This is a genomic window from Plantactinospora sp. CA-294935, assembly GCF_050936445.1.
Classification (GTDB): Bacteria; Actinomycetota; Actinomycetes; order Mycobacteriales; family Micromonosporaceae; genus Plantactinospora.
Map to the genome: position 1 here is coordinate 8,610,545 of NZ_JBNJMU010000001.1, position 22,022 is coordinate 8,632,566.

General features: G+C 72.5%; 15 protein-coding genes. 3 read left to right on the forward strand and 12 right to left on the reverse strand.

The window, feature by feature from the left end:
* Positions 1-335 precede the first annotated feature (335 nt).
* From ACQEVC_RS37755 to ACQEVC_RS37795, 9 genes are all read right to left on the reverse strand, one after another.
* Entirely contained in the window at positions 336-1,859 is a 1,524-nt protein-coding gene (locus ACQEVC_RS37755; protein WP_432887964.1) for a family 43 glycosylhydrolase, read from the reverse strand.
* Positions 1,856-4,453, reverse strand: a complete 2,598-nt coding sequence (locus ACQEVC_RS37760; protein WP_432887967.1) for an alpha-L-arabinofuranosidase C-terminal domain-containing protein — start codon at positions 4,451-4,453, stop codon at positions 1,856-1,858. Before ACQEVC_RS37760 ends, ACQEVC_RS37755 begins: the two co-directional genes overlap by 4 nt.
* Positions 4,454-4,684: 231 nt before the next feature.
* Entirely contained in the window at positions 4,685-6,781 is a 2,097-nt protein-coding gene (locus ACQEVC_RS37765) for a PQQ-dependent sugar dehydrogenase (RefSeq protein ID WP_432887971.1), read from the reverse strand.
* Positions 6,782-6,825: 44 nt separating this feature from the next.
* Positions 6,826-7,797, reverse strand: coding sequence for a LamG-like jellyroll fold domain-containing protein (locus ACQEVC_RS37770; RefSeq protein ID WP_432887974.1), 972 nt, complete (start codon positions 7,795-7,797; stop codon positions 6,826-6,828).
* 61 nt (positions 7,798-7,858) lie between these two features.
* On the reverse strand, positions 7,859-8,665 hold the full coding sequence (locus ACQEVC_RS37775; RefSeq protein ID WP_432887977.1) for an ABC transporter ATP-binding protein: 807 nt from the start codon (positions 8,663-8,665) through the stop codon (positions 7,859-7,861).
* Entirely contained in the window at positions 8,655-9,503 is an 849-nt protein-coding gene (locus tag ACQEVC_RS37780; RefSeq protein ID WP_432887980.1) for an ABC transporter ATP-binding protein, read from the reverse strand. Before ACQEVC_RS37780 ends, ACQEVC_RS37775 begins: the two co-directional genes overlap by 11 nt.
* Positions 9,500-10,684 carry a branched-chain amino acid ABC transporter permease gene (locus ACQEVC_RS37785; RefSeq protein WP_432887983.1) on the reverse strand — a complete coding sequence of 395 codons (1,185 nt, stop codon included), beginning with the start codon at positions 10,682-10,684 and terminating at the stop codon, positions 9,500-9,502. The genes ACQEVC_RS37780 and ACQEVC_RS37785 overlap by 4 nt, the downstream gene beginning before the upstream one ends.
* Positions 10,668-11,555 (reverse strand): branched-chain amino acid ABC transporter permease, encoded by an 888-nt coding sequence (locus tag ACQEVC_RS37790; RefSeq protein ID WP_432887986.1) that lies wholly within the window; start codon positions 11,553-11,555, stop codon positions 10,668-10,670. Before ACQEVC_RS37790 ends, ACQEVC_RS37785 begins: the two co-directional genes overlap by 17 nt.
* A gap of 8 nt (positions 11,556-11,563) precedes the next feature.
* Positions 11,564-12,784 carry an amino acid ABC transporter substrate-binding protein gene (locus ACQEVC_RS37795; protein WP_432887989.1) on the reverse strand — a complete coding sequence of 407 codons (1,221 nt, stop codon included), beginning with the start codon at positions 12,782-12,784 and terminating at the stop codon, positions 11,564-11,566.
* Between the two features lie 123 nt (positions 12,785-12,907).
* Between ACQEVC_RS37795 and ACQEVC_RS37800 the strand changes: the two genes are divergently transcribed.
* Entirely contained in the window at positions 12,908-13,939 is a 1,032-nt protein-coding gene (locus ACQEVC_RS37800; protein ID WP_432887992.1) for a LacI family DNA-binding transcriptional regulator, read from the forward strand.
* 198 nt (positions 13,940-14,137) lie between these two features.
* Here the strand turns inward: ACQEVC_RS37800 and ACQEVC_RS37805 are convergent, their stop codons facing one another.
* Entirely contained in the window at positions 14,138-16,519 is a 2,382-nt protein-coding gene (locus ACQEVC_RS37805; RefSeq protein ID WP_432887995.1) for an FtsX-like permease family protein, read from the reverse strand.
* Positions 16,516-17,208, reverse strand: coding sequence for an ABC transporter ATP-binding protein (locus ACQEVC_RS37810; RefSeq protein ID WP_432887998.1), 693 nt, complete (start codon positions 17,206-17,208; stop codon positions 16,516-16,518). The genes ACQEVC_RS37805 and ACQEVC_RS37810 overlap by 4 nt, the downstream gene beginning before the upstream one ends.
* 189 nt (positions 17,209-17,397) lie before the next feature.
* Between ACQEVC_RS37810 and ACQEVC_RS37815 the strand changes: the two genes are divergently transcribed.
* Together ACQEVC_RS37815 and ACQEVC_RS37820 are read left to right on the forward strand one after the other, a co-directional pair.
* Positions 17,398-18,780 (forward strand): sensor histidine kinase, encoded by a 1,383-nt coding sequence (locus ACQEVC_RS37815; RefSeq protein WP_432888001.1) that lies wholly within the window; start codon positions 17,398-17,400, stop codon positions 18,778-18,780.
* On the forward strand, positions 18,777-19,445 hold the full coding sequence (locus ACQEVC_RS37820; protein WP_432888004.1) for a response regulator: 669 nt from the start codon (positions 18,777-18,779) through the stop codon (positions 19,443-19,445). The genes ACQEVC_RS37815 and ACQEVC_RS37820 overlap by 4 nt, the downstream gene beginning before the upstream one ends.
* An 88-nt stretch (positions 19,446-19,533) precedes the next feature.
* Here the strand turns inward: ACQEVC_RS37820 and ACQEVC_RS37825 are convergent, their stop codons facing one another.
* Complete coding sequence (locus ACQEVC_RS37825) at positions 19,534-22,020, reverse strand: beta-N-acetylhexosaminidase (RefSeq protein ID WP_432888007.1); 2,487 nt, start codon at positions 22,018-22,020, stop codon at positions 19,534-19,536.
* Positions 22,021-22,022 lie beyond the last annotated feature (2 nt).

A 22,022-nucleotide genomic window follows, 5' to 3' on the forward strand; every position in this document is an offset into this window, starting at 1 on the left:
CGCCCTGTCCCCCTCGTGTCGCGACCGCTCGATGATGTCACGGCCGGGAGCCCGCCGGACCCGTTACCGCCCGGGCCTGGAGCTCGGAGCCGAAGCCCACGCCATTGTCGTCGGCACCTGCGACATTTTCTGCTCCGAGCTGGTTCCCGACACCCGCCGGACCGGCGCCATCGACCGAAGGATGTATCGACGAATCGTCACGCCGGGTGACGAGATGCCCGGCGCTGATCGGCACGCTGGCACCGTGCGGAGACGGATCTCGACCGGCATCGGCCCGGCCCTACTCATCACCGCCCCGCTGGCACTGGCGCTGTTACGCCAACCGCCGCCTGCGGTCAACTGATCCGGAAGGTGGCCCGTTCCCGGTCGGCGCGGCGGTTCCCGGGCCGGCCGACGGTCAGCCGCCCGTTGCCGTCGTGCGTGACGTAGGTGTCGGCGTCGTCGGCCAGCCGCAGCGACACCGCCCGCCGGTCGGCGAGCCCGCGCACCTGGACGAAGCTCGCCGCCACGGCGTACGCGTCGGTGTCCTCGTACGGGTCGACGCGCAGCACGGTGCCGTCGAGCCGGGCGTACCGGTCGGGGAAGTTGACCGACTGCACCGCCACCCGGCCCGGACCGGTGAACCCGGGCACCAGCCGGAACTGCGTGTCGGCGACCTCCCGCACCCCGCCCTCGACCCGGAGCAGATAGCCGAAGTGCCGGACGTACGCCTCCGGCGCGTCCAGTGGGGAGAACCGGAGCACCGGCCCGCCGTCCCCGACCGGTACGCCGAAGCTGGGTGTGCCGTCGGTGTTCCAGTACAGCCGCTGCACCCGGGTGTGCCGGTTGGGATCGAAGAGCGGGTCGCCGGTGATGTCGCGGTAGTCCCGGGCGTGGTAGACGAGCACGTCCGTCTCGCCGTCCTCGGCGACGGTGAACGAGTTGTGCCCCGGGCCGTACCGGCGGGTGTTCTCGTTGGTGGCGAAGACCGGCTGCGCCGACTTGGTCCAGGAGCGGGCGTCGAGCAGGTCGGCGTTCTCGTCGGCCGTGAGCAGCCCCATGCAGTAGCGGGCGTCGGTCGCGCTGGCCGAGAAGGTGACGAAGACCCGGCCGTTGCGGATCAGCACCGCCGGCCCCTCGTTGACCCGGAAACCCTGCACCTCCCAGGAGAGCGTCGGCACGGCGATCCGCACCGGGTCGCCCTGGATCGCCAGCGGGGAGGCCATCGCGGCGATGTAGAGATTGCTGTTGGTGGCGATGCCCGGCTCGCTCTGCGCCCAGAGCAGGTAGCGGACGCCGCGGTGCGCGAAGGTGGTGGCGTCCAGGGTGAAGGTGTCCCAGGCGGTGCTGAGCTGGCCGCGCAGCACCCAGCCGGCCGCCGTGCGGGGATCGGGCTCGGCGGACTCCAGCACGTAGGTCCGGATCCGGAACGGGTCGTCGGAGTCTCCGGCGGCGAAGTAGATGTACCACCGCCCGTCGATGTGGTGCAGCTCCGGCGCCCAGATGTAGCCGCCCATCCGGCCGGTGGCCGGGCGCCGCCAGACGGTACGCTCCCGCGCGCTGGCCAGGCCGTCCAGCGTCGGCGCGCCGCGTACCACGATCCGGTCGTACTCCGGCACCGAGCCGGTCAGGTAGTACATGCCGCGGACCGGTCGGGTGACGAACGGGTCGGCGCGCTGGGCGACCAGCGGATTCCGGGTGGTCAGGCCGGTGCCGGCCGACTCGGCCCGACGGTCGGTGTCGGGTGCCGGGGCGGTGTCCGGCGCCGCCCAGGCTGCCGCGCCGGACGCCAGCGGCAGCGCACCGGCCGCTCCGGCGACGACCAGACCGCTCCCGGCGGCGTGCAGCAGCCCGCGCCGGCTGACTCCGTCAGTACTCACCGCGCCGTCCTCTCCATGACTCCGTCTCCGCCTCTCGATGCTCCGCCCGGACCCGCGGTCGCACCGATCCGGATGAACGTCACCGAGTACGCCGGGAAGGTGTACGAGAAGGTGTTCCGGACGCCGGTCAGCCGGGACTCGCGGGGCTGGATGGGGGTGAACGAGGCGGTGTTGACGTCGTCCGGCCCGCCGGCCAGGGTCGTCACCCGGGCGGTCGAGCCGACCCGCACCCGGTCGCCGAGGTCGATCCGGGTCGCCGCCTCGGACGCCTGCGCGTTGACCACCTTCAGCACCAGTTCGCCGGTGGCCCGGTCCCGGGTCACCACCTGACGGAACGGCTCGACGGCCCGGTCGTCGGTGAAGCTGCCCCACTCCTGCCCGTCCAGATACAGGGTCACGGTCCGGTTCCGTACCGAGATCCGCAGGTCGTAGGCGCGGCCGGTCTCGACGCTTCCGGGCTTGGCGACCATCGTCTGCTTGCCGCCGCCGCTGGCCTTCTCCACCGCCGTCTGGGTGTTGTTCCAGCCGCCGACGTTCCACCAGTAGAAGTTGCCGGTGTCCCGCACTCCGAACGCGACGAGGAAGCCCTCCCGGCCGGACCGCTTGGTGGCGGTGACCCGCAGGTCGTAGTCGCGCCAGCCCGGGTCACCGGCGGTCACCATGGTGTCCTCGGCGACCGCGTCGGACTGCACGTACGCGCCGTCCACCACGGACCACGAGCCCCTCCCGGTGGCGTGGGTCCACTGCCCGGCACCGCCGGAGAAGTCGTCCCGGAGCAGGGTGGCGCCGTCGGCCGAGGTGACGGTGACGTCGTCGTACGCCGCGCTGGTGGCCCAGGTGGAGAGCCCGACCGCACCGGTGATCGGTACCGCGGTGCTCGGCGTCCCGGAGGCGCGGCTCGGCACCACCTCGTCGCCGACGTTGGTCATGAACAGCTTCTGCACCTGGTAGCTCGCCGACGGCCAGGAGGTGGAGTTGCTGAACCAGATCAGGTCGGGCCGCCACTGTACGTAGTCCTCGTTGGCCAGCAGCGGCGCGTACGACGCCAGTCTCACCACGTCGGCGTTGCGCTCCAGCCCGGTCATGTACGCCGCCTCGGCGAGCGCGTTGAAGAACCGGTTGTCCTGCGAGGCGTACTCGCCGAGGAAGACCTTCGGCCCGGCCCGGTCGTAGGAGTCGTACCGGTCGTTGTACTGGAGGAACCACTCGGGGCTGTTGTAGTAGTGCTCGTCGACCATCTCGACCCCGGCATCCCGGTTGAGCTGCCAGAGCCGGTCGAAGGTGCCGCCCGCGTCGTCCGGCCCGGAGTTGCTGATCACGGTGATCTCCGGGTACGCGGCCTCGATCGCCGACCGGAACTGCTGGAACCGGGTGAAGAACTCGTCCGGCAGGTTCTCCTCGTTGCCCACCCCGAGATGGGTCAGCCCGAACGGCGCCGGGTGGCCCATCCGGGCCCGCAGGCCGCCCCACTGCGAGGTCGCCGGGCCGTTGGCGAACTCGATCAGGTCCAGGGTGTCCTGGATGTGCCGGCGCAGCAGCTCGGGATCGTCGGTGGCCTGGTTCTGCCCGCAGCCGGTGACCAGCGCCGGCACCACCGGCAGCGGCATCGCGCCGATGTCCTCGGCGAACTGGAAGTACTCGTAGTAGCCGAGGCCGTAGGACTGGTTGTAGCCCCAGAAGTTGGCGTTGGTGGCCCGCTCCTCCACCGGCCCGACGGTGTCCTTCCACTGGTAGGACCGCCGCCGCTCGTAGTCCGGCACGGTGTAGCCGTAGTGGCTGCCGGTGTTGACCAGGCAGCCGCCGGGGAAGCGCAGGAAGCCCGGCCGCAGCGCGGCGACCTTCTCCGCCAGGTCCCGGCGCATCCCGTTCGGCCGGTTCTTGAAGGTGTCCCGGGGGAAGAGCGAGACCATGTCGAGGCGTACGGTGCCGCCGCCGGTGCCGGTCACCGCCAGCCGGCCGGTGCTGCTGGTCGCGGTCGCCCGGAAGGTGCCGGTGTACTTCGTCCAGCCGTCGCCGCGGACCACGATCCGCAGCGGCGCGGCGAGGTCGGCACCGGCCGGATCGGTGAGCCGGACGGTCAGCGGGGTGCCGACGGCGGTGCCGGTGCGGGCCCAGAGCGAGAAGTCGTAGTAGCGCTGGCGGTCGAGGCGGATGCCGGAGTTGTAGCCGGCGTTGACCACGCCGTAGCCCTGGCCGCCGGCCGGCAGGTCGAGCCGCAGGTAACGGCGGTTGCGCTCGCCCAGCCGCCCGGCGTCGTCGACCACGCCGACGGTGCCCCGGACCCCGTCCGGCGCGGTCGGGGCCCAGGCCGTCATCCCGGTGTACGCGGCGTTGTCCGCCGGGTCGTACTCGAAGGAGCGGTTCTGCACGAGTTCGGCGTAGAGCCCGCCGTCGGCGGCCCGGTTGATGTCCTCGAAGAAGACCCCGTACATGGTGTCGGCGATCGCCGGGCCGGTGCCGGCGGCGTCCACCTCGACGGTGTAGTCGGTCGCGGTGGCGGCCGAGGCGGTGGCGCCGGCGGCCGGGACGGTGCCGAGCACGCCGGCCAGCACCAGGGCGCCCGCGAGCGCGCGGGTCGGGCGGGATCGGGACATCGTTCCTCCGTCCGTTACCGGTCGGCCCGGTAGCCGCCCGCTGCGCCGAAGCGGTAGGTGGCATGGATGAGCGTTAACATAGATAGATCGGTATTGGCTGTCAACCCTGGGCCGATCTCGGCTACACAATGCAGTGAGCGCTCACATCACCGCTCCGGTCACCCGCCCCGGCGGACGCGGACCCCTCCCACCACCGGGCGACGGCAGGAGGGAGCCCGCTGCGGGCACAGGTCAGGTGGGTGTGCCCCGGACGGTCAGGTCGCGCATCCGGCCGATGTTGTCGAACGAGCCGAAGCCGACCCGGCCGGCGGCGAAGGTGGTGTCGGCGGCGGTCATCAACGGGTCCCGGGAACCGTCGAGGTAGACCGCGATCTCACCGGTCGCCGGCTGGTGGACCAGGCGGACCCGGTGCCAGCGGTCGTCGCTGATCGCCGGTGCCGCCCCTTCGGACCGGCCGTTCCACTGGTAGTCGATCCGTTCCCGGTCGGCGTTGTCGACCTTGAAGATGCCGTTGTGCGGATAGATCGTGTTGTCGGTCGAGAGGTGCGCGTAATAGAACTCGGTGTCGGACTTCCAGCCGAACACGATGATCACGTCCCGGTTGGTCTCCTCGACCGGCGTGTCGAGCCGTACCTCTGCGTTGATCTCCACCCCGCCGAGTTCGGGCCCGGCGGTCAGCACGGCGTACTCGAACGGGCGGCGCGGGCCGGGACGCTGCGTACCGGCCTCGGCGAGGATCACCTGGCTGCCGGTGAACCGCCAGTTCGCCGGGGTGACCGGGCGCCAGTTGCTCGGACGCATGGTGTCCCGGACCTTCGTGGTGCCGACCCGTCCACCGGCGTACTCCCGGGTGCCGGTGACCTTCCAGATCTTCCCGTTCGCCTTGGCCAGGACGTACAACTCACCCTGGGCGTCGGTGCCGAACCGCAGGTCCACCCGGTTGGGGTCACCGGGCGCACCGGGACCGGAGAGATCCTGCATCCGCACCGGAGCGCCAGCCGCGTCGAAGAGGGCCAGCCGGTGGATCGGCGCCAGGTCCCGGCCCCGCCGCATCTGGTCGACCTCGGTGTAGAGCACCCGGCCGTCGACGAGGTCGCCGAAGACGTACTTGCCGCGCAGCGCCGGCACGTCCCGGCCCCGGTAGACGAAGCCGCCGGCCACCGCGACGCCGATGTCCGAGGTGCAGTTCCAGCCCGGCGCGGGTTCGTGGTCGTACGCGGCGACCGGGTACGTGTAGCCATAGGTGGCGTCGTCCGGGGGCAACGGGAAGATCCGGTCACACGGCTCCGTCGACGTCTTGTCGAAGACGAACGCGCCCTCACGCTCGCTCCAGCCGAAGTTGTCGCCGGCCCGCACCTCGTAGATCGCCTCGATGGCGTGTTCGCCGATGTGCCCGAGATACATCCGGCCGGTCTCCCGGTCCCAACTGAACCGGTGCGGGTCACGCATCCCGACCGCGTAGATCTCGCCGAGCGCACCGACCTGGCCGACGAACGGGTTCGACGGCGGGATGCCGTACCGCCCGTTCGGGGCGTTGCTGCCGGCCGGGTCGATCCGGAGCAGCTTGCCGTGCGGCATCGCCATGTTCTGCGGGTCGGTGTTGCGCACCCCGACGCCGCCGTCGCCGGCCGCGATGTGGAGCAGGCCGTAGTCGGCGTCGCCCCGCCGGGCGGTCGGGTCGAAGTTGATCTCCTGGATGCCGTGTACCCGGCCGCCGAACCCGATCCGCAGCACCTCTCGGCGGCTGCCGGCGAAGGTGTCGGCGGCCGGGTCGGTGGCGGTCCACTCGGTGATGATGCCGTGGTAGCCGGTGTTGGGCTGGCTGTAGTCCGGCACCACCGTGGTGGACGAGGCCAACTCGGTGTGCACGGTGTAGAACCTGCCGTTGCGGCCGAAGTCAGGGTGGAAGGCGACGTATCCGAAGCCCTGGCCGAGCCCCTGGCCGGAGAAGAAGCGCGGCGCGAAGGTGCCGGCCACGTCCAGGTAGACGTGCGGCACGCCGTCCTGCACGAGATAGAGGCTGCCGTTCAGGTCGGGTACCGCCCGCCGGCCCGATCCGTCCGGCAGCTCCATGATGGTGTTGATCCGCGCCTGTCGCATCAGGCGCGGGTCGGTGGGTGCCGGCGTCGGCTCCGACTTCGGGAACGCCGCGTACTCGGTGAGCACCAGCCCGAGCCGCGACTGGATCTGCTGTTCCGGTACGGGGTCGTAGACCGCGTCGGCGGCTCTGGCCGGCGCTGCCCCGACCAGAGTGGAGAGTACGAGGGCTGCGGCGCTGAGCGAGGCGGTGGCGAGGGGTCTGCGGAGGCGACGGGTGGGAGTACGCACGCGGGGGTCACTCCGTTCTCGGGACGGGACTTGGGCGGGTGGGGTCAACGTCCTCCGGTCACGTGGCGGTACTGCTTCTCGACCTGGCGGGCCGGGACGACCCGGTCGAGGAACATCAGCGAGTCCATCCGGCAGTCGCAGGGGTTCTGCTCCCGGGTGTCCTGCGGGAAACTGCCGCCGATCTTGATGCCCCGGGGATCGGTGGCGGTGGCGCGGTGCCGGCCCGGCCCGGCGACCTGCCACGGGTCGTCGGTCCGGGTGTAGAAGCCGTCCAGCGGCCGGCCGTTGCGGTAGAGCGCCATGCTGCCGTCGGTGAAGTCGAAGGTGGCGGCGAGGAACACCCACTCACCGACCGGCAGCAGGGTTTGCCAGTCCGCGGCCGCCGCGAAGGTCTGCGACTCGCCGCCGTCCAGCCGCCGGCCGAGGGCGACCAGCCGCAGTTCACCGTCGACGGTGATGAGTTCGAGCAGCGCCCGCACGGCGTGCCCGTCGGAGTCGCCGGTGAGTACCCCGGCCAGGCCGATCGCGTTGAACCGGTCGCCGGGGGCGGCGGTGTTGGAGTTGGGCGCCGGCCCGTCGCCGAGCATCCTGAACCAGCCGAGCACGCTCGCCCCGGCCGCGCCGTTGAAGGCGTGCAGGCTGGGCAGCCCGGTCGGCGCGTAGACGCCGGCCTTCCAGTCGTCGTTGCCGGCCACCGCCGGATCGACCTGCCGGGTCTGCACCGCCCTTCCACTGCCCCGGTGCGCCCGGTCCGGCATCCGCATCGCGGCGCCCCCGTTGACCAGGTCGAGGGTGGTGCCGGAGCGGCCCAGGTCGCGTTCCCGGTCGGGGTCGCCGCGCAGCGGGTGGTCGAAGTCGTAGTACGCGACCAGCCGGTGCCGCAGTTCGGGGTGGACGGCGTGGTGACGGTCGCCGTACCCCTGGGCCGGTGTCGCCGTACCGGTCGTCGCCAGCAGCCCGGCCAGGGCGGCGGCGGTGGTGGCGAGGACGGCGGATCGCAGTCTCGGTCTCGGCATCGCGTACACCTCTCTGTGCGTCGCGGCGAGGTGGCACCGGGCGGGTCGACCCGGCGCAGCACTAACCGGTGTGCCCGCCGGTGCCCTCGTCACCCGCCTGCTCGGTGGAGGTCCGGGCCGTCGTGCCGGCGGCGGGTGGCGTCTCGCCCGGCCGGCCGCCGAGATAGAGGTCGCCGAGCTGCGGGTCGGCCAGCAGCTCGGCCGCCGGCCCGGAGATGTGCACCCGACCGAGGTCGAGCACGCAGCCGAGGTCGGCGGTCTCCAGCGCCCGCCGGGCGTTCTGCTCGACCAGCAGCACCGCCGTGCCGGCGTCGCGCATCCGGACGACCTGCTCGAAGACCGTACTGGTCGCCTTCGGGTCCAGCCCCATCGACGGCTCGTCGAGCAGCACCACCCGGGGTTCGACCATCAGCGACCGGGCGAACTCGACCTGTTTCTGCTGCCCGCCGGAGAGCAGCCCGGCGAGGGTGTCCCAGCGCTGCCCGACCACCGGGAAGAGGTCCCGGACGAAGTCGGCCCGCCGCGCCAGCAACGAGGAGTCCCGCAGGGTGTAGCCGCCGAGCAGCACGTTCTCGGCCACCGTCATCTCCCGGAAGACGCTGTGCCCCTGGAGCACGTGCGCCACCCCGGCGGCGAGCATCCGCTGCGGCCCGTGGCCGGTCACGTCGACCCCGCCGACGAGGATCCGGCCGGACCGTGGCTTGAGCAGCCCGCTGGCCACCTTGAGCACCGTCGACTTGCCGGCACCGTTGGGACCGACGAGGCAGACGACGGTGCCGGGCTCGACCGCGACGGAGAGCCCGCGCAGCACCGGGGCCGCCCGCCCGTACCCGGCCTGGACGTCGACGAGTTCGATCTCAGACGCCAAGGTACGCCCCCAGCACCCGCTCGTCCGAGCGGATCACCGACGGCGGCCCCTCGGCGATCGGCCGTCCCCGGTCGAACACCACGACGTGGTCGCTGATGCTCATCACCAGGTCCATGTTGTGCTCGACGATCACGAAGGTCCTCCCCTCGGCGTTGAGCTCGCGCACCAGGGCGCCGATCCGGTCCAGCAGGGCCGGGTTGACCCCGCCGGCCGGCTCGTCCAGCAGCACGGTCTCCGGACCGCTCATCAGCACTCCGGCGAGTTCCAGCAGCTTCTGCTGCCCCCAGGACATGTTCCGGGCCTCGACGTCGGCCAGGTGCTCGATGCCGAGCCGGGTCAGCCAGCCCCGGGCCCGGTCCAGCTCGGCGCGGCGCCGGGCGCCCCGCAACTGGCTCCAGAACCCGTCGGGTCGGGCCGCCGCGAGGACGTTGTCCAGGGCCGACATCCGGGGGAAGACCCGGCAGAGCTGGAAGGTACGCCCGATGCCGGCCCGGGCTATCGCGTGCGGGCTGCGCCGGGTGATGTCCGCGCCCCGGTACGACGTCCGCCCGCTGTCCGCCCGGATCATCCCGGTGATGCAGTTGAAAAAGGTCGTCTTGCCGGAGCCGTTCGGCCCGATCAGCGCGTTGACCTGCCCGTGCCGGAACGTCACGGTGGCCGCGTCCAGCGCGGTCACCCCGCCGAACGCCTTGGTCAGCCCCGTCGTCGCCAGGCTGCCCGTACCACCCGTCGGCGGGCCGGGCGTGCCGGTCGTCGGCGGGTTGCCCGTGCCACCCGTCGGCGGGTTGCCCGTCCCGGTCCTCGCCGGGCCGGTGGGCCCGCTCGGCTGCCCGGTCACGACCGCTCCTCCGCCGACCGTCCGTCGGGGGCGCCGACGGGAACTCCGGCCGGCGGGTCGACCGCCGGGCCACCGTCTGGTCGGGTGGCGTCCCGGTCGCGCAACTCGGCCGCGGTCACCTCACGGATCGAACTCTGCGCCGGCCGCAGGAACCGGTCGAGCAGGGCGCCCGCCGCCGGCAGCACCCCGTCCGGCATGAACATCACCACCAGGGCCAGCAACAGGCCGGTGGCGACCAGATGCAGCGGGGTGTTGCCGAACTCCACCTTGAAGTACTCCAGTCCGATCCCGACGACGAGCGCGCCGACCAGCGGGCCGAAGAGCTGGCGTACCCCGCCGAGCAGCGCCATCAGCACCAGGTAGGAGCCGGTCAGGATGGAGAACTGGAAGACCGGGTCGAGGTCGCCGAACCAGAGCGCGTAGAGGCCGCCGGCCAGGCCGGTGAAGCCGGCCGACACCACGAAGACCACCAGCTTGTACCCGAAGGTCGGGGTACCCAGCGACTCCGCCTTGTCCTCGTCCTCCCGGATCGCCTTGAGGCCGAGCCCGAAGCGGGACCGGTCGACCAGCCACCAGACCAGCAGCGCGACCGCGAGCAGGGCGGCGAAGAGATAGAAGAAGACCCGGTGGTGCTCGGGCCGGAGCAGACCCGGGAACGGGCGCGGCACGACCAGCCCGCGCGACCCGCCGGTGAACGACGCCCAGCTCTGGAATACCAGCAGCAGGATCAGCACCAGCGCGATCGACACGATCACGAACGACGCCCCACGCACCCGCAGCGCGGCGTACCCGACCGGGACCGCGAACGCCGCCACCAGCAGCGCCGCCGCGGCGAGCGCGACGAAGCTCGGCAGTCCGGCCCGCACCACCAGCAGGCCGGTGGCGTAGCCGCCGAGCCCGGCCAGCGCGCCGTGCCCGAGCGAGATGTACCCGGTGAACCCGCCGACGAAGTTCCACGACGTCGACAGCACCGCGTAGTTCAGCACGACGACGCCGGCCGAGAGGATGTACGGGTTCGGCGCCCAGGACGGAAACGAGAGCACGGCGGCGGCGACGGCCAGGATCGCGGCCACCCGGAGCAGCCCGGCCGTCCGCCCCACCGCCCGGTTTCCGGGTGTCGGCCCGGCCGGTCCGGCCTCCGGCGCCGTGGCCGTGGTGGCAAGGTCAGAAGCGCTGGGCAAGCCGACCTCCGAAGAATCCCTGCGGGCGGAACGCCAGCGTCGCGAAGAGCGCGAGATAGAAGACGGTCTGGGCCCAGGTGGTGCCGAGCGGGATCTGCAACAGGCTCTGCATCAGCCCGAGCAGCATCGCGGCGATCGCCGCCCCCGGGACGCTGCCCAGCCCGCCGACCACGATGATCGCCATCAGTGGACCGATCCAGTGCCAGTGCAGCGACGGGTAGATGGTGGTGTCCAGGGCCAGCGCCGTACCGCCGACGGCGGCGGTGGCGAGCCCGACGCCGAAGCCGAAGCCGGCGATCCGGTCGGTGTCGATCCCGATCAGCCGGGCGGCGTCCCGGTGCTGGATCGTCGCCCGCAGCGCCCAGCCGAACCTGGTCCGCTTGAGCAGCAGGTACAGCGCGAGCAGCGCGACGGCGGCGAGCCCGAACGCGATCAGCTTGACCACCGCGATCCGGGCGCCGAAGAGCCCGAGGCTCGCCGAACCGTAGCCGAGCTGGATCCGTCGCTGGGTGCCGGTGAAGGCGTAGCCGAGCAGCCCTTCGACCAGTACGGCGATCGCGAAGGTGAGCAGCACCGACATCATGGTCAGGGTCACCGGACGCAGCCGGGCCAGCAGCAGCCGCTGGAGCAGTACGCCGAGGCCGAAGAAGAGCGGGACGGTGACGACCATCGACAGCAGCGGGTCGACGCCCAGCCTGGCGTGCGACCACCAGGCGAGGTAGGCGGCGAGGATGAGGAACGCCGAGTGGGCGATCATCACCACCCGCATGATGCCGAAGTAGAGCGTCAGGCCGGCTGCCAGGAGGGCGTACAGCCCACCCAGCAGCAGGCCCAGGATGACGCTCTGGAAGAGCAGGGCGCCGGACGGCATCCGTTACCTCACCAGGCCGGCTTCGGGTAGACGATGTCGACTTCCTTCGCATCGGTGGGCAGGACGATCTGGATCTGCCCGCCGACCCACTGCTGGATCATGTGCGCGCCCTGCGGCTTGCCGGTGGCGTCCCAGGTGAGCGGCCCGACGACGGTCTCCACCTTGTTGCCGCGGATCCAGTCGACCAGCTTCTGCTGGCACTCCCCCTGCTCGGCGCAGCCGACCGCGCTGACGGCGGCGGCCACCACCTGGCCGGTGGTGTACGCGTTCGCCTCGTCCTCCTCCGGCGGCGACCCGAACTGCGCGGTGTACTTCTGCACGAACTCGACGTTGCTCGGGTACGGCGCCTTCTGGGTGTAGCCGGTCGGCGCCAGGATGCCCTCGGTCTTGTTGCCGATCGCGGCGGCGAACTCGGGGCTGGTCGGCGCGGTCGAGAAGGCCGCCAGCTTGGGCTGGTAGTTGAGCTGTTGCAGGGCGACGATGAGGTTCACGCCGTCCTGGTACTGCGAGCCGCCCACCACCATGTCCGCCCTGGAGGCCGCGATCTTGGCGGCGATGGTGCCGAAGTCGGTGGTGTTCGGCGGGTACACCTCGTCCACGACGGTACGCACCCCGCCCGCCTCCAGCTTCGCCTTCAGCCCGTACGCGGTGCCCTGTGCGAACGGGTCGTCCATGGCGGCGTACGCGACGGTGGTCGGTCGCTGGCCGGGCGGCAGGGCGAGCAGATATTCGGCGAGGTGGTTGTAGTGGTCGTCGGCGACCGCCGGTGCCGCGTAGAACAGGTTCTTGAAGCCCTGCGCGAAGACCTCCTTCGCCGCGCCGGCCGGCTCGACGAAGAGCATGCCGTACTCCTCGGCCACCCGGGCGGCCGGGACGACGAGGCGGGTCGAGAAGGGACCCACCACGATGTCCACGTTGTCCTTGCCGATCAACTGCTCGTAGTCGGCCACCACCCGGTCGGCGTTGGACTGGTCGTCGAGAATCTTCAGCTCGACCTGCCGGCCGAGCAGGCCACCCTTGTCGTTAGTGATCTTGGCCCAGGCCTCGTAGCCGCGTTGCACACCCTTGCCGGGCTCGGAGAAGTCCCCGGTCAGCGGGAGTGAGATCCCGACCACGATCGGATCGTCGGAGGAACCCGACCCGCCGTCGTCGCCACAGCCCGCCAGCAGAAGTGCCACCGCCGCGCCGACGGCCGTTGCCCATCGTCCGCGTGTCGCTCGGGATGTCATTCCTGACGCTCCTTCGCAGAGGTAACGAAAGCGCTTACGGAAGCGCTTTCGTACCATAGGCTGTGGCCTGCGTCACTTGCAATAGTTACCGCTACGGTCGTTGATGTTTCCCGGGAGTTACCGATGCCGAAGCCTGGCGGGCGGCTGCGCCTCGTCGACGTCGCCGAACGGGCCGGTGTGTCGCTGGCGACCGCCTCCCGGGCGCTCGCCGGCCGGGACGGCGTCAGCCCGGCGGTCGCCGACCGGGTCCGGCAGGTCTCCCGGGAACTCGGGTACGTGGCCAACCCGTACGCCCGGACCCTGGCCGGCGGCGTCAGCTCGACCGTCGGACTCGTCGTGCACCAGGTCGACGACCCGTACTTCTCGGAGATAGCCGGCGGGGTCATCCAGGTCGCCGACGAACAGGGCCTGCTCGTGCAGATCTGCCACTCCGGCCGCGACCCCGAGCACGAGCTGCGGCAGTTGCGGCACCTCATCGCCCAGCGGGTCGGCATCGTCGTGATCGCCGGCTCGGGCTACGACGACCCACGGGTCCAGGCCGAGGCGCGGCGCGAACTGGCGGCGTACCAGAACCTGGGCGGGCGGGTCGCGGTGATCGGCCGGCATCCCCTCGGGGTGGACGCGGTGCTGCCCGACAACGAGGCCGGTGGGCGTGCCCTCGGCGAGCACCTGCTGGCGCTGGGCCACCGCCGGATCGCGGTCGCCGCCGCGACCGGTGGACTCACCACCGTCATCGACCGGCTCGCCGGAGTGGCGGCCGCGCTGCGCCGGCACGGGCTGACCCTCGACGAGCTGCCGATCGTGCACACCGACTTCACCCGGGACGGGGGCCGGATCGCGGCCGAACGGATCCTGCGGGAGCATCCCGACACGACCGCGATCGTGGCGCTGAACGACTCGATGGCGATCGGGGTGCTCTCGACGCTGCGGGCGCACCGGGTCGGCGTACCGGAGCAGGTCTCGGTGGTCGGTTTCAACGACGTCTCGGTGGCCGCGGACCTCGCGCCCGGTCTCACCACCGTCCGGCTGCCGATGACCGACATGGGCCGGATGGCCCTGGATCTGGCCCTCAAGCCGCGCTCGAAGCGACCACGACGCCGGCCGACCGGACACGCGCTGGTGATCCGCGACTCGACCGGGCCGGTACCCGGCTGACGCCGCCGGGTGGTCGCCGGCCACGTCCACCGGAGAGATGCGACGCGCCTGCCGGGGTGCGCCGCGCGGCCACGACGCGGGCGGCACCCCGGCAGGCGGACCGGACCTCCTGGCGGGCCAGGTGAAGCCGCGGGGCCGCCCGGGCGCGGGTTCGGTCTGTCCGGGTGACGGTTCTGGTCTGCCCGGCGCAGGTCCGGACTACTCGGTGCGTAGTGCGGTGGCGGTGCGAGTGCGTGCGGCCCAGCCGGCGGGCAGCAGCGCGCCGAGCACGGCGATGAGCAGGCCGCCGAGGCCGAAGAGCACCAGCTCGGCGGGGTGGTAGATGTCGATGACCGAGGCGGGCAGGTTGAACCCTGCGGCATGGCCCATCTCGGCCACGATCATCCGCTGCATGACAACGCCGACGGGTACGCCGACGGCGCCGCCGATCAGCCCCGTGACGACGACCGAGGCGATGACCATCATGATGATCTGCCGCGGGGTCATCCCCAGGGCCTTGTGCACCCCGAGATCGTGGACGCGTTCCCGGGTCTCCAGCACGACCATGTTGAGTACGCCCAGCGCGGCCACGGTGACCAGCATCAGGGTGAGCAGGCCGGTCAGCGTGTTGATGATCAGAAGGATCTCGTCCGCCTCCTGCTCGACGACCTCCGCGGTGGCTTCCACCGACGACAGCGCGGCGTTCAGCGCCTTGACGTACCCGGCCGGGTCGGTGCCGGGGGTGAGGGTGATGTGGTACTCCAAGGGCCGCAGGTCCGGTTGGCTGGCCGCGAGTGTCGCGGCGGCCGTGAGCACCTGCATGCCTCGGGACTCGATGTTGAAGACCTCGCCGACGATCCGGGCGTCGATCCGCCTGCCGTGGTCGGTCAGGACGATGCTGTCGCCGACCCGGGTGTCGGTGGCGGCCAGGAACGGTCGGGAAACCACGATCTCGCCGGGTTGGCCGAACCAGCTACCGGAGATCATCTGGTAGCTGTCGGCGTGGCCGTCGCCGGTGAAGGCGAGGACGTTCAGCGCACTGGTGAGTCCCGGCGTGGTCACCTCGGTGTGTGCGACGCCGCTGTACCGGCCGGTCCCGGGCTGTGCGGCGATAGCCGCGACCACCGCCACGGGGTCCGGTGACCGCGGCGGCCCCAGGGCGACTCTCGGTGGCCCCGGCGGGGCGCCCTCGGGTGGCGGCCCGGAGATCGCGCGGCCCGGGTGGATGACGACGTCGCCATGGCTCTCCGTGGCCTGGACCTCGTTCAACGAGGCGCCCAGCCCGACGGCGAAGGTCGCGGCCGCGGCCCCGAACGCGATCGCCGCGACGATGGTGGCCGTCCGGAGCACCCGGGCGAACGGCTGGGCCAGCCCGAGGGTCGCCGGTCGGGGCAGCGGAAGTCGGGCGGCCAGCCGGGCGGCCCACTGGCCCCGGCCCGGGCCGGGGGTGCGGCCGACGGCGAGCACCTCGACGGTGCGCAGCCGCCCGGCCCGGGACGCCGCCGCCCAGGCGGTCGCGGTGACCAGGGCCAGCGCCCCGGCCAGCACCAGGAGGTTGACCGACGGGGTGACGCCGGTGTCCGTGGTGCCGTAGACCTCGTTGGTCTGCGCCAGGACCGGGACGACCAGCAGGTTGCCGGCCACCACGCCGAGCACGGCGCCGACCACGGCGGGGATCAGCGCCTGCGCCGTGTACGCCCGGACCACCTGGTGCGGGGTGAACCCGAGGGCCTTGAGGACGCCGATCCGGTGTGTTCCGGTGCTGACCGCCCCGGCGATGACGTTGCCGATGATCAGGACCGCCATGAGTACGCCCAGCACCCCGAACGCGATGAGGAACGGCACGAACAGCAGCGTGCTGCCGGCGCTGTTGGTCCTGGTGGTGAGCCAGGACCGTGCTCCGGTGAACGCCCCTGCGGGCACGCTCGCCTCGATCGCGGCGCGACCCGAGTCGATCTGGGCGGCGGTGTCGCTCGCGGTCAGCCGGTAGAGCATCTGGTACCCGGCGGTCGCCCCCGGAGCGGTCAGCGCCGCGACCTGCTCCGGGGCCACCCAGCCGCCGGCGGTCTCGCTGACCGACCGGGCCACGCCGACCACCGTCAGGCTCGGACCGCCGGCCGGACTCGACAGCGGCAGCGCGTCACCCACCTGCGGCTGGAGGCTCCTCGGAAGCCGATGGTCGGCGTGCAGCACGATCTCGCCGGGGGCGGTCGCCCACCGCCCCTCGGTCACCGTGACGGCGTCGACCGGTCCACCCGCACCGGCCCGCCCGACCACCGTGATCGGCCGCTCCGGCCCGCCGCGATCGGTGGCCGGGGTGATCGTCGCGGTCGGGAACGGGCCGGCCGCCGCCGCGACCCCGGCGGCTCGCGCCGACGCCGACAGTTGCGCCGCCGTGGCCCTGGCTCCGTCGAACTGTACGGTCAGGTGCGCGCCGTTCTGCTGGGCGAACGCCCGCTCGAAGGGTGCCGTCGAGGCCACCATCAGCGACCCGCCGAGTACGGCCGCGGTCACCGCGATCATCACCACCAGCCCGACCACCACCGTCTGCACCCGGCGACGCCCCACGCCGGACCGGACCACCCCGCCCAGCGCACTCATCGGACCGGCTCCATCGTGCTGTCGGCGGCGACCCGGCCGTCGACGAGCCGGACGGTGCGGGTCGCGCACGACTGCGCCAGGGCCAGGTCGTGGGTGACCAGGACGATGGTCTGGCCCTCGGCGTGCAGGTCGCCCAGTAGGCGCCGGACCTCCTCGCCGGAGGCGGTGTCCAGCGCACCGGTCGGCTCGTCGGCGAGCAGCAGCGCCGGTCGGTTGACCAGGGCTCTGGCCACCGCGACGCGCTGTCGCTCACCGCCGGAGAGCCGCCCCGGGTAGGCGGCGGCGTGCCGGTCGACGCCGAGCATGCCGAGCAGTTCCATGGCCCGCCGCCGGGCGGTGCCCCGGGCCGTCCCGGCCAACTGCGCCGGCAGCATGACGTTGTCGACGACGGTCAGGTCGTCGAGGAGGTTGAAGAACTGGAACACCATGCCGATCTTCGCCCGCCGGTACCGGGCCGAGCCGGCCTCACCCAACTCGTCGACGCGGACACCGGCCACGGTCACCGTGCCGCCGCTCGGCCGGTCCAGCCCGGCGACCAGGTTCAGCAGCGTGGACTTGCCGCTGCCGGACGGACCCAGGACCGCGACCGACTCCCCGGCGGCGATCCGCAGCGACACGGCGTCCAGCGCCGGTGGCCCCTCGTCGTACCTGCGGCTCACGTCGTGCAACTCGATCACTGGTGCGCTCATGGCGGATCTCCTTCTGACTCGTGCGGCTCTGGCCGCTCGAAGCTAGGTCCGCACCGGGACCGCGGGCGTCGGCCACCGGAGTCAAATCCGGTACCGCCCCGGGATGAGACGGGTCCGGGTCATCCCTGCGGCGTAGTCCACGGAGGTAGCCCGGGTGGTTAGCTCGGCGGATGTCGCGAGCCCGCAACGGTGGGCAAGAATGACCTGGTGATGAAGGGGGCGATGGCCGGCCGGCTGTGGGCCTGGCTGAGGCTGCTGCTGGAGCCGTCGGGTCCGCTGCCGACGCTCTCGTGGCGCGGCCGGGCGTTCGACGTGGTCGTGGCGCTGGGCCTCCTGCTCGCCGCGATCGTGGAGGGTGACAGCCAGGACCGGGAACACGGTGGACCCTCGGTCAGCTTCGACAACCAGGACCTGGCCGAGCCGATCCCGCCGCTGGACCAGATCCCGCCGCTGGACCCCGACCCGCCCCGGGCCCCGCGCCGTCCAATGCCGGACCCGTTCCTGCCGATCGAGGACTACGAGATCGGCTCGACGGTCGTCATGCTCGTCGTGGTGGTGCTGCCGTTGGTGCTCCGCCGCCGCTACCCGCTCGCGGTGCTCTGGGCCGTCCTCGTCACGGCCCCGCTGGCCAGCGACTACAACGCCGCGCTGCGGGTTTCCTTCTACGCCTGCGTCATCGCCGCCTACACGGCCGCCGTGTACAGCCCGTACCGGGTGCCGGCGCTGGCGAGCCTGCCCGTGGCGGCGTTCCTCTACACCCAGATCCGGGAGTCGGCGGTGCCCACCGTCCCGGACAACGCCGTCCCGTTCCTGATCCTCATCCCGATCGTCCTCGCGGCCAACGGCCTGCGCCGGTGGAAACGGCGGGCCGACGAGGACCGTGCCCGGCTGTCCAGACTCGAACACGAGCAGGCCGAGGCGCTGCGTCGCGCCGCCGAGCACGAACGCGCCCGCATCGCCCGGGAGCTGCACGACGTGGTGACCCACAACGTGAGCGTCATGGTCATCCAGGCCGGAGCGGCCCGCAAGGTCATGCGGACCAGCCCCGACCAGGCCCACGACGCGCTGCTCTCCGTCGAGGCCGGCGGTCGGGCCGCGATGGCCGAACTGCGCCACGTCATGGGGCTGCTCACCATGGACAGCGACGGCGGTGACCCGGCCGGTACGGGCGGCCTGACCCCACAGCCGGGCCTCGACCGGCTGGAGGCACTGGTGCAGCGGGTGCGCGACGCCGGGACAGCGGTCGAGCTGACCGTGTCCGGCCAACCCCGTCCGCTGCTGCCGGGAATCGAGCTGACCGCCTACCGGGTGGTCCAGGAGGCGCTGACCAACACGGTCAAGCACGCCACCGGGGCGACCGCGACCGTCCTGGTGGAGTACGGCACCGAGCAGCTCCGGGTCGAGGCCACCGACACCGGCGGCACCCCCGGCGTCGCGGCCGGCACCGGCAACGGGCACGGCCTGATCGGCCTGCGTGAGCGGCTGGCGGTCTACGGCGGGACCCTGCGCGCCGGGCCACGCCTGCGCGGGGGCTACCGGGTCACCGCACGAATCCCGCTGGAGGCACCATGACCGCGCCGCTGCGCGTCGTCGTCGCGGACGACCAGGCGCTGGTCCGTACCGGCTTCCGGATGATCCTGACCGCCGACGGCATCGACGTGGTCGCCGAGGTGACCAACGGTGCCGAGGCCGTCGACGCGGTCCGGCGTACCCTGCCGGACGTCGTCCTGATGGATGTCCGGATGCCCGAGATGGACGGGCTGGAAGCCACCCGGCGGATCCTCACCGGTGCCACCGGCGATCCACGCGTGATCATCCTGACCACCTTCGACCTCGACCACTACGTCTACGCGGCGCTGTCCGCCGGCGCCAGCGGCTTCCTGCTCAAGGACGTCACTCCCGAACATCTGGTCGCCGCCGTCCGGATGGTCCGGTCCGGCGACGCGCTGCTGGCCCCCACCATCACCCGGCGGCTCGTCGAGCGGTTCGCCAGTCGCAGCGCCGACCCCGCCGCACCGCACCGCGACCTGTCCACGCTGACCCCACGCGAGCTGGAGGTGCTGCGGCTGCTGGCGCAGGGCCTGAGCAACGCCGAACTCGCCGCCCACCTCCACCTCTCCGAGGCGACCGTCAAAACCCACGTCGCTCGCATCCTCGGCAAACTCGGGCTCCGCGACCGCGTCCAAGCCGTCGTCGTCGCCTACGAGACCGGCCTGGTCAGCCCCGGAGGCGGATAGCCCGGCCCACGGCGCCGGTGAGGGTGCGGGCGGTGGTCTCCGGCCACCGGTTCGGCCCCCGGGAATCGTTCCCGGGGGCCGGGTTCGGTCAGAGGTCCCGGCACTGCCCGGTGGCCGGGCCACGCACCGTGTTGGGTACGCCGTTGTCCACCGGCGCCGGGGTGTTGCCGGTGCAGACCAGCGGCCCGCCGATGGTGTTGCCGGCGATCACCGGCGCCGGGCCGGTGCGGGTGCCGGTGACCACGAGCGGGCCGCCGACCCGTACGCCCTCGACGGCGAGTTGTCCGGTGGTGCCGGTGACGGTCACCGGGCCGGCGACCGAGCCGCCGAGCAGTTCCAGGGTGGTCGCGCCGGTGGCCTGCACCGGCCCCCGGACCGACGCCGCGGTGGCGATCAGCGAGCCGCCCGGGCGTACGGTCACCGGGCCGGTGACGGTGGCGCCGGCCAGGCAGGTCACCCCGGCCCCGACCAGCAGCGGTCCACGATGCTGGCCGGACAACCGGCTGGTGCAGGTGTCGACGGTGACGCTGAACCCGGCGCTGCTGGTGACGCCGCCCGGCCGGGTCGCGGTGACGGTGGCCCGGTAGACGCCGTCCCGGGCGTACCGGTGGCTGGCGGTGGCGGTGTAGAGGCCGTTGACCCTGGTGACGGTGCCGGCCGTGCCGCTGAGCGTGGCCGGGGAGCTGCTGCCGTCGCCCCAGTCGACGGTCGCGGTCACCTGGTCGGGTGCGACCCCCGGCGCGGAGATCGAGGCGAGCGCGCCGCCGACCGTACGCGTGTCGCTGTGCACGTCCGGCGCCGCCACGTCGACCCGCCACGGCACCTGCGGGGACGGGTGGAAGTTCTGGCCCTGGAGCTGCCAGCGCAGGCCGTGCCCGGCCAGCCGGTCGACGAAGGAGGCCAGGTTGCGTTCCGGGTGAACGTTCGGCGACCAGCCGATCTCCGCCGTCGCCGGCAGCCGGGGGAACGCCTGGAACTCGATGTCGGCGCCGGTGAGCAGCGTCTCGGACCAGATCGGCGCCTCGACGCCGAGGATGTGCGCGTCGGTCACCGCCGGCAGGGTCTCGCCGTCCACGGTGCGGGCCGGGATGTAACTGCCGGGGTCGCTGCTGGTGCCGGACCAGTGGTAGAAGTGCGACACGTCCAGGGTGCCGGCCCAGCCGAGCCCGAGCGGGCTGCCCGGCCACTGCCGCATGTCCAGATAGGTGTGGTTGGCCGGGGACATGACGACCCGCATGCCCTTCTGCGCGGCCCGGCGGGCCGTGTCGCCACCGGCGCCGGCCGGGTTGCCGTTGTTCCAGAACTGGGCGATTGCCGGGGCGGCGCCGGGCCGGTCGAAGTTCGCCTGGGAGATCTCGGCCCAGCCGATCGCGGTCTTGCCGTGCGCCGCGACCAGGTCGGCCAGGCGGTCGACGAAGGCGACGTACCGGTCGTGCGAGAGTATGGACGCCGGCACCTCGTCCCCGCCGAGGTGGTAGTACGGGCCCGGGGTCAGCGCGCTGAGCTGCGCGACGATGTCGGTGAGGATGGCCCAGGTGTTCGGGCTCTCCGGGCAGAGCGCGCTGTAGCCGACGGCCCCGGTGAGGTTCCAGACCGGAGGCGTACGGTTGCTGCAGTTGACGTCCGGCAGCACCGGGTCCGCCTCCGGGCCGGCGTACGACATGATGATCGCGTTGGTGTGCCCGGGCGTGTCGACCTCGGGGATGACGGTCATGAAGCGTTCCGCCGCATAGGTGACGACGTCGACGTACTCGGCCTGGGTCCAGTGGCCGCCCGGGTCGTTGTTGATGGAGAACTGCGCCCCGATCTCGGTGAGTTCCGGTCGGCCGTCGATCGCGATCCGGAAGCCCTGGTCGTCACCGACGTGCAGGTGCAGGGTATTGATCTTGTATGCCGCGGCCTGGTCGATCAGCCGCTTGACCACGGCCGGCGGCTGGAAGTGCCGGGCGATGTCGAGCATCACGCCCCGGTAGCCGTACCGGGGGACGTCCTCGATCCGGACCCCGGAGACCGTCCACGGTCCGGGTCGGACCGTCCGGCTCTCGATCCACGGCGGAAGCAACTGCCGCAGCGTCTGTACGCCGTAGAAGAGGCCGGCCGGGCGGGCCGCCGCCAGCCGTACCCCGGCGGCGGTGACGTCAAGCCGGTATCCCTCGTCGCCGAGTTCGGCGGCGGCCACCACGCGCAGCTCGATGTCGCCGGGGCGCGGCGCGGCGGCGGTGACCGGTAGCGGATACCCGGTGGACGGCCGCAGCAGCGCCGCCAGCCCGTCGGCGACTCCGGCGGTCTCCGCACCGCCGTCGGGCCCGACCACGATCCGGCTCTGCGGAGCGAGCGTGAAGGTCTCCCCCGGCACCGGGACCGCGCTGGCCGGTACCGGGACGACCTGGGCCGCCCCGCCCGGCACGGCGGCCGCCCGGGCCGCCGGGGTGGCGAGCTGGCCGGCCAGCGCGACGCTGGAGACCACGAGGGTGATGCCGAGGGCGGCCCGGGCGAGCCGGGTCGGCCCGCTCCGGGCGGTACGGCTGCGGCTGGGGGATGCCGACCGGTCGGGCCGCTGCATCGAACCGTTCATTG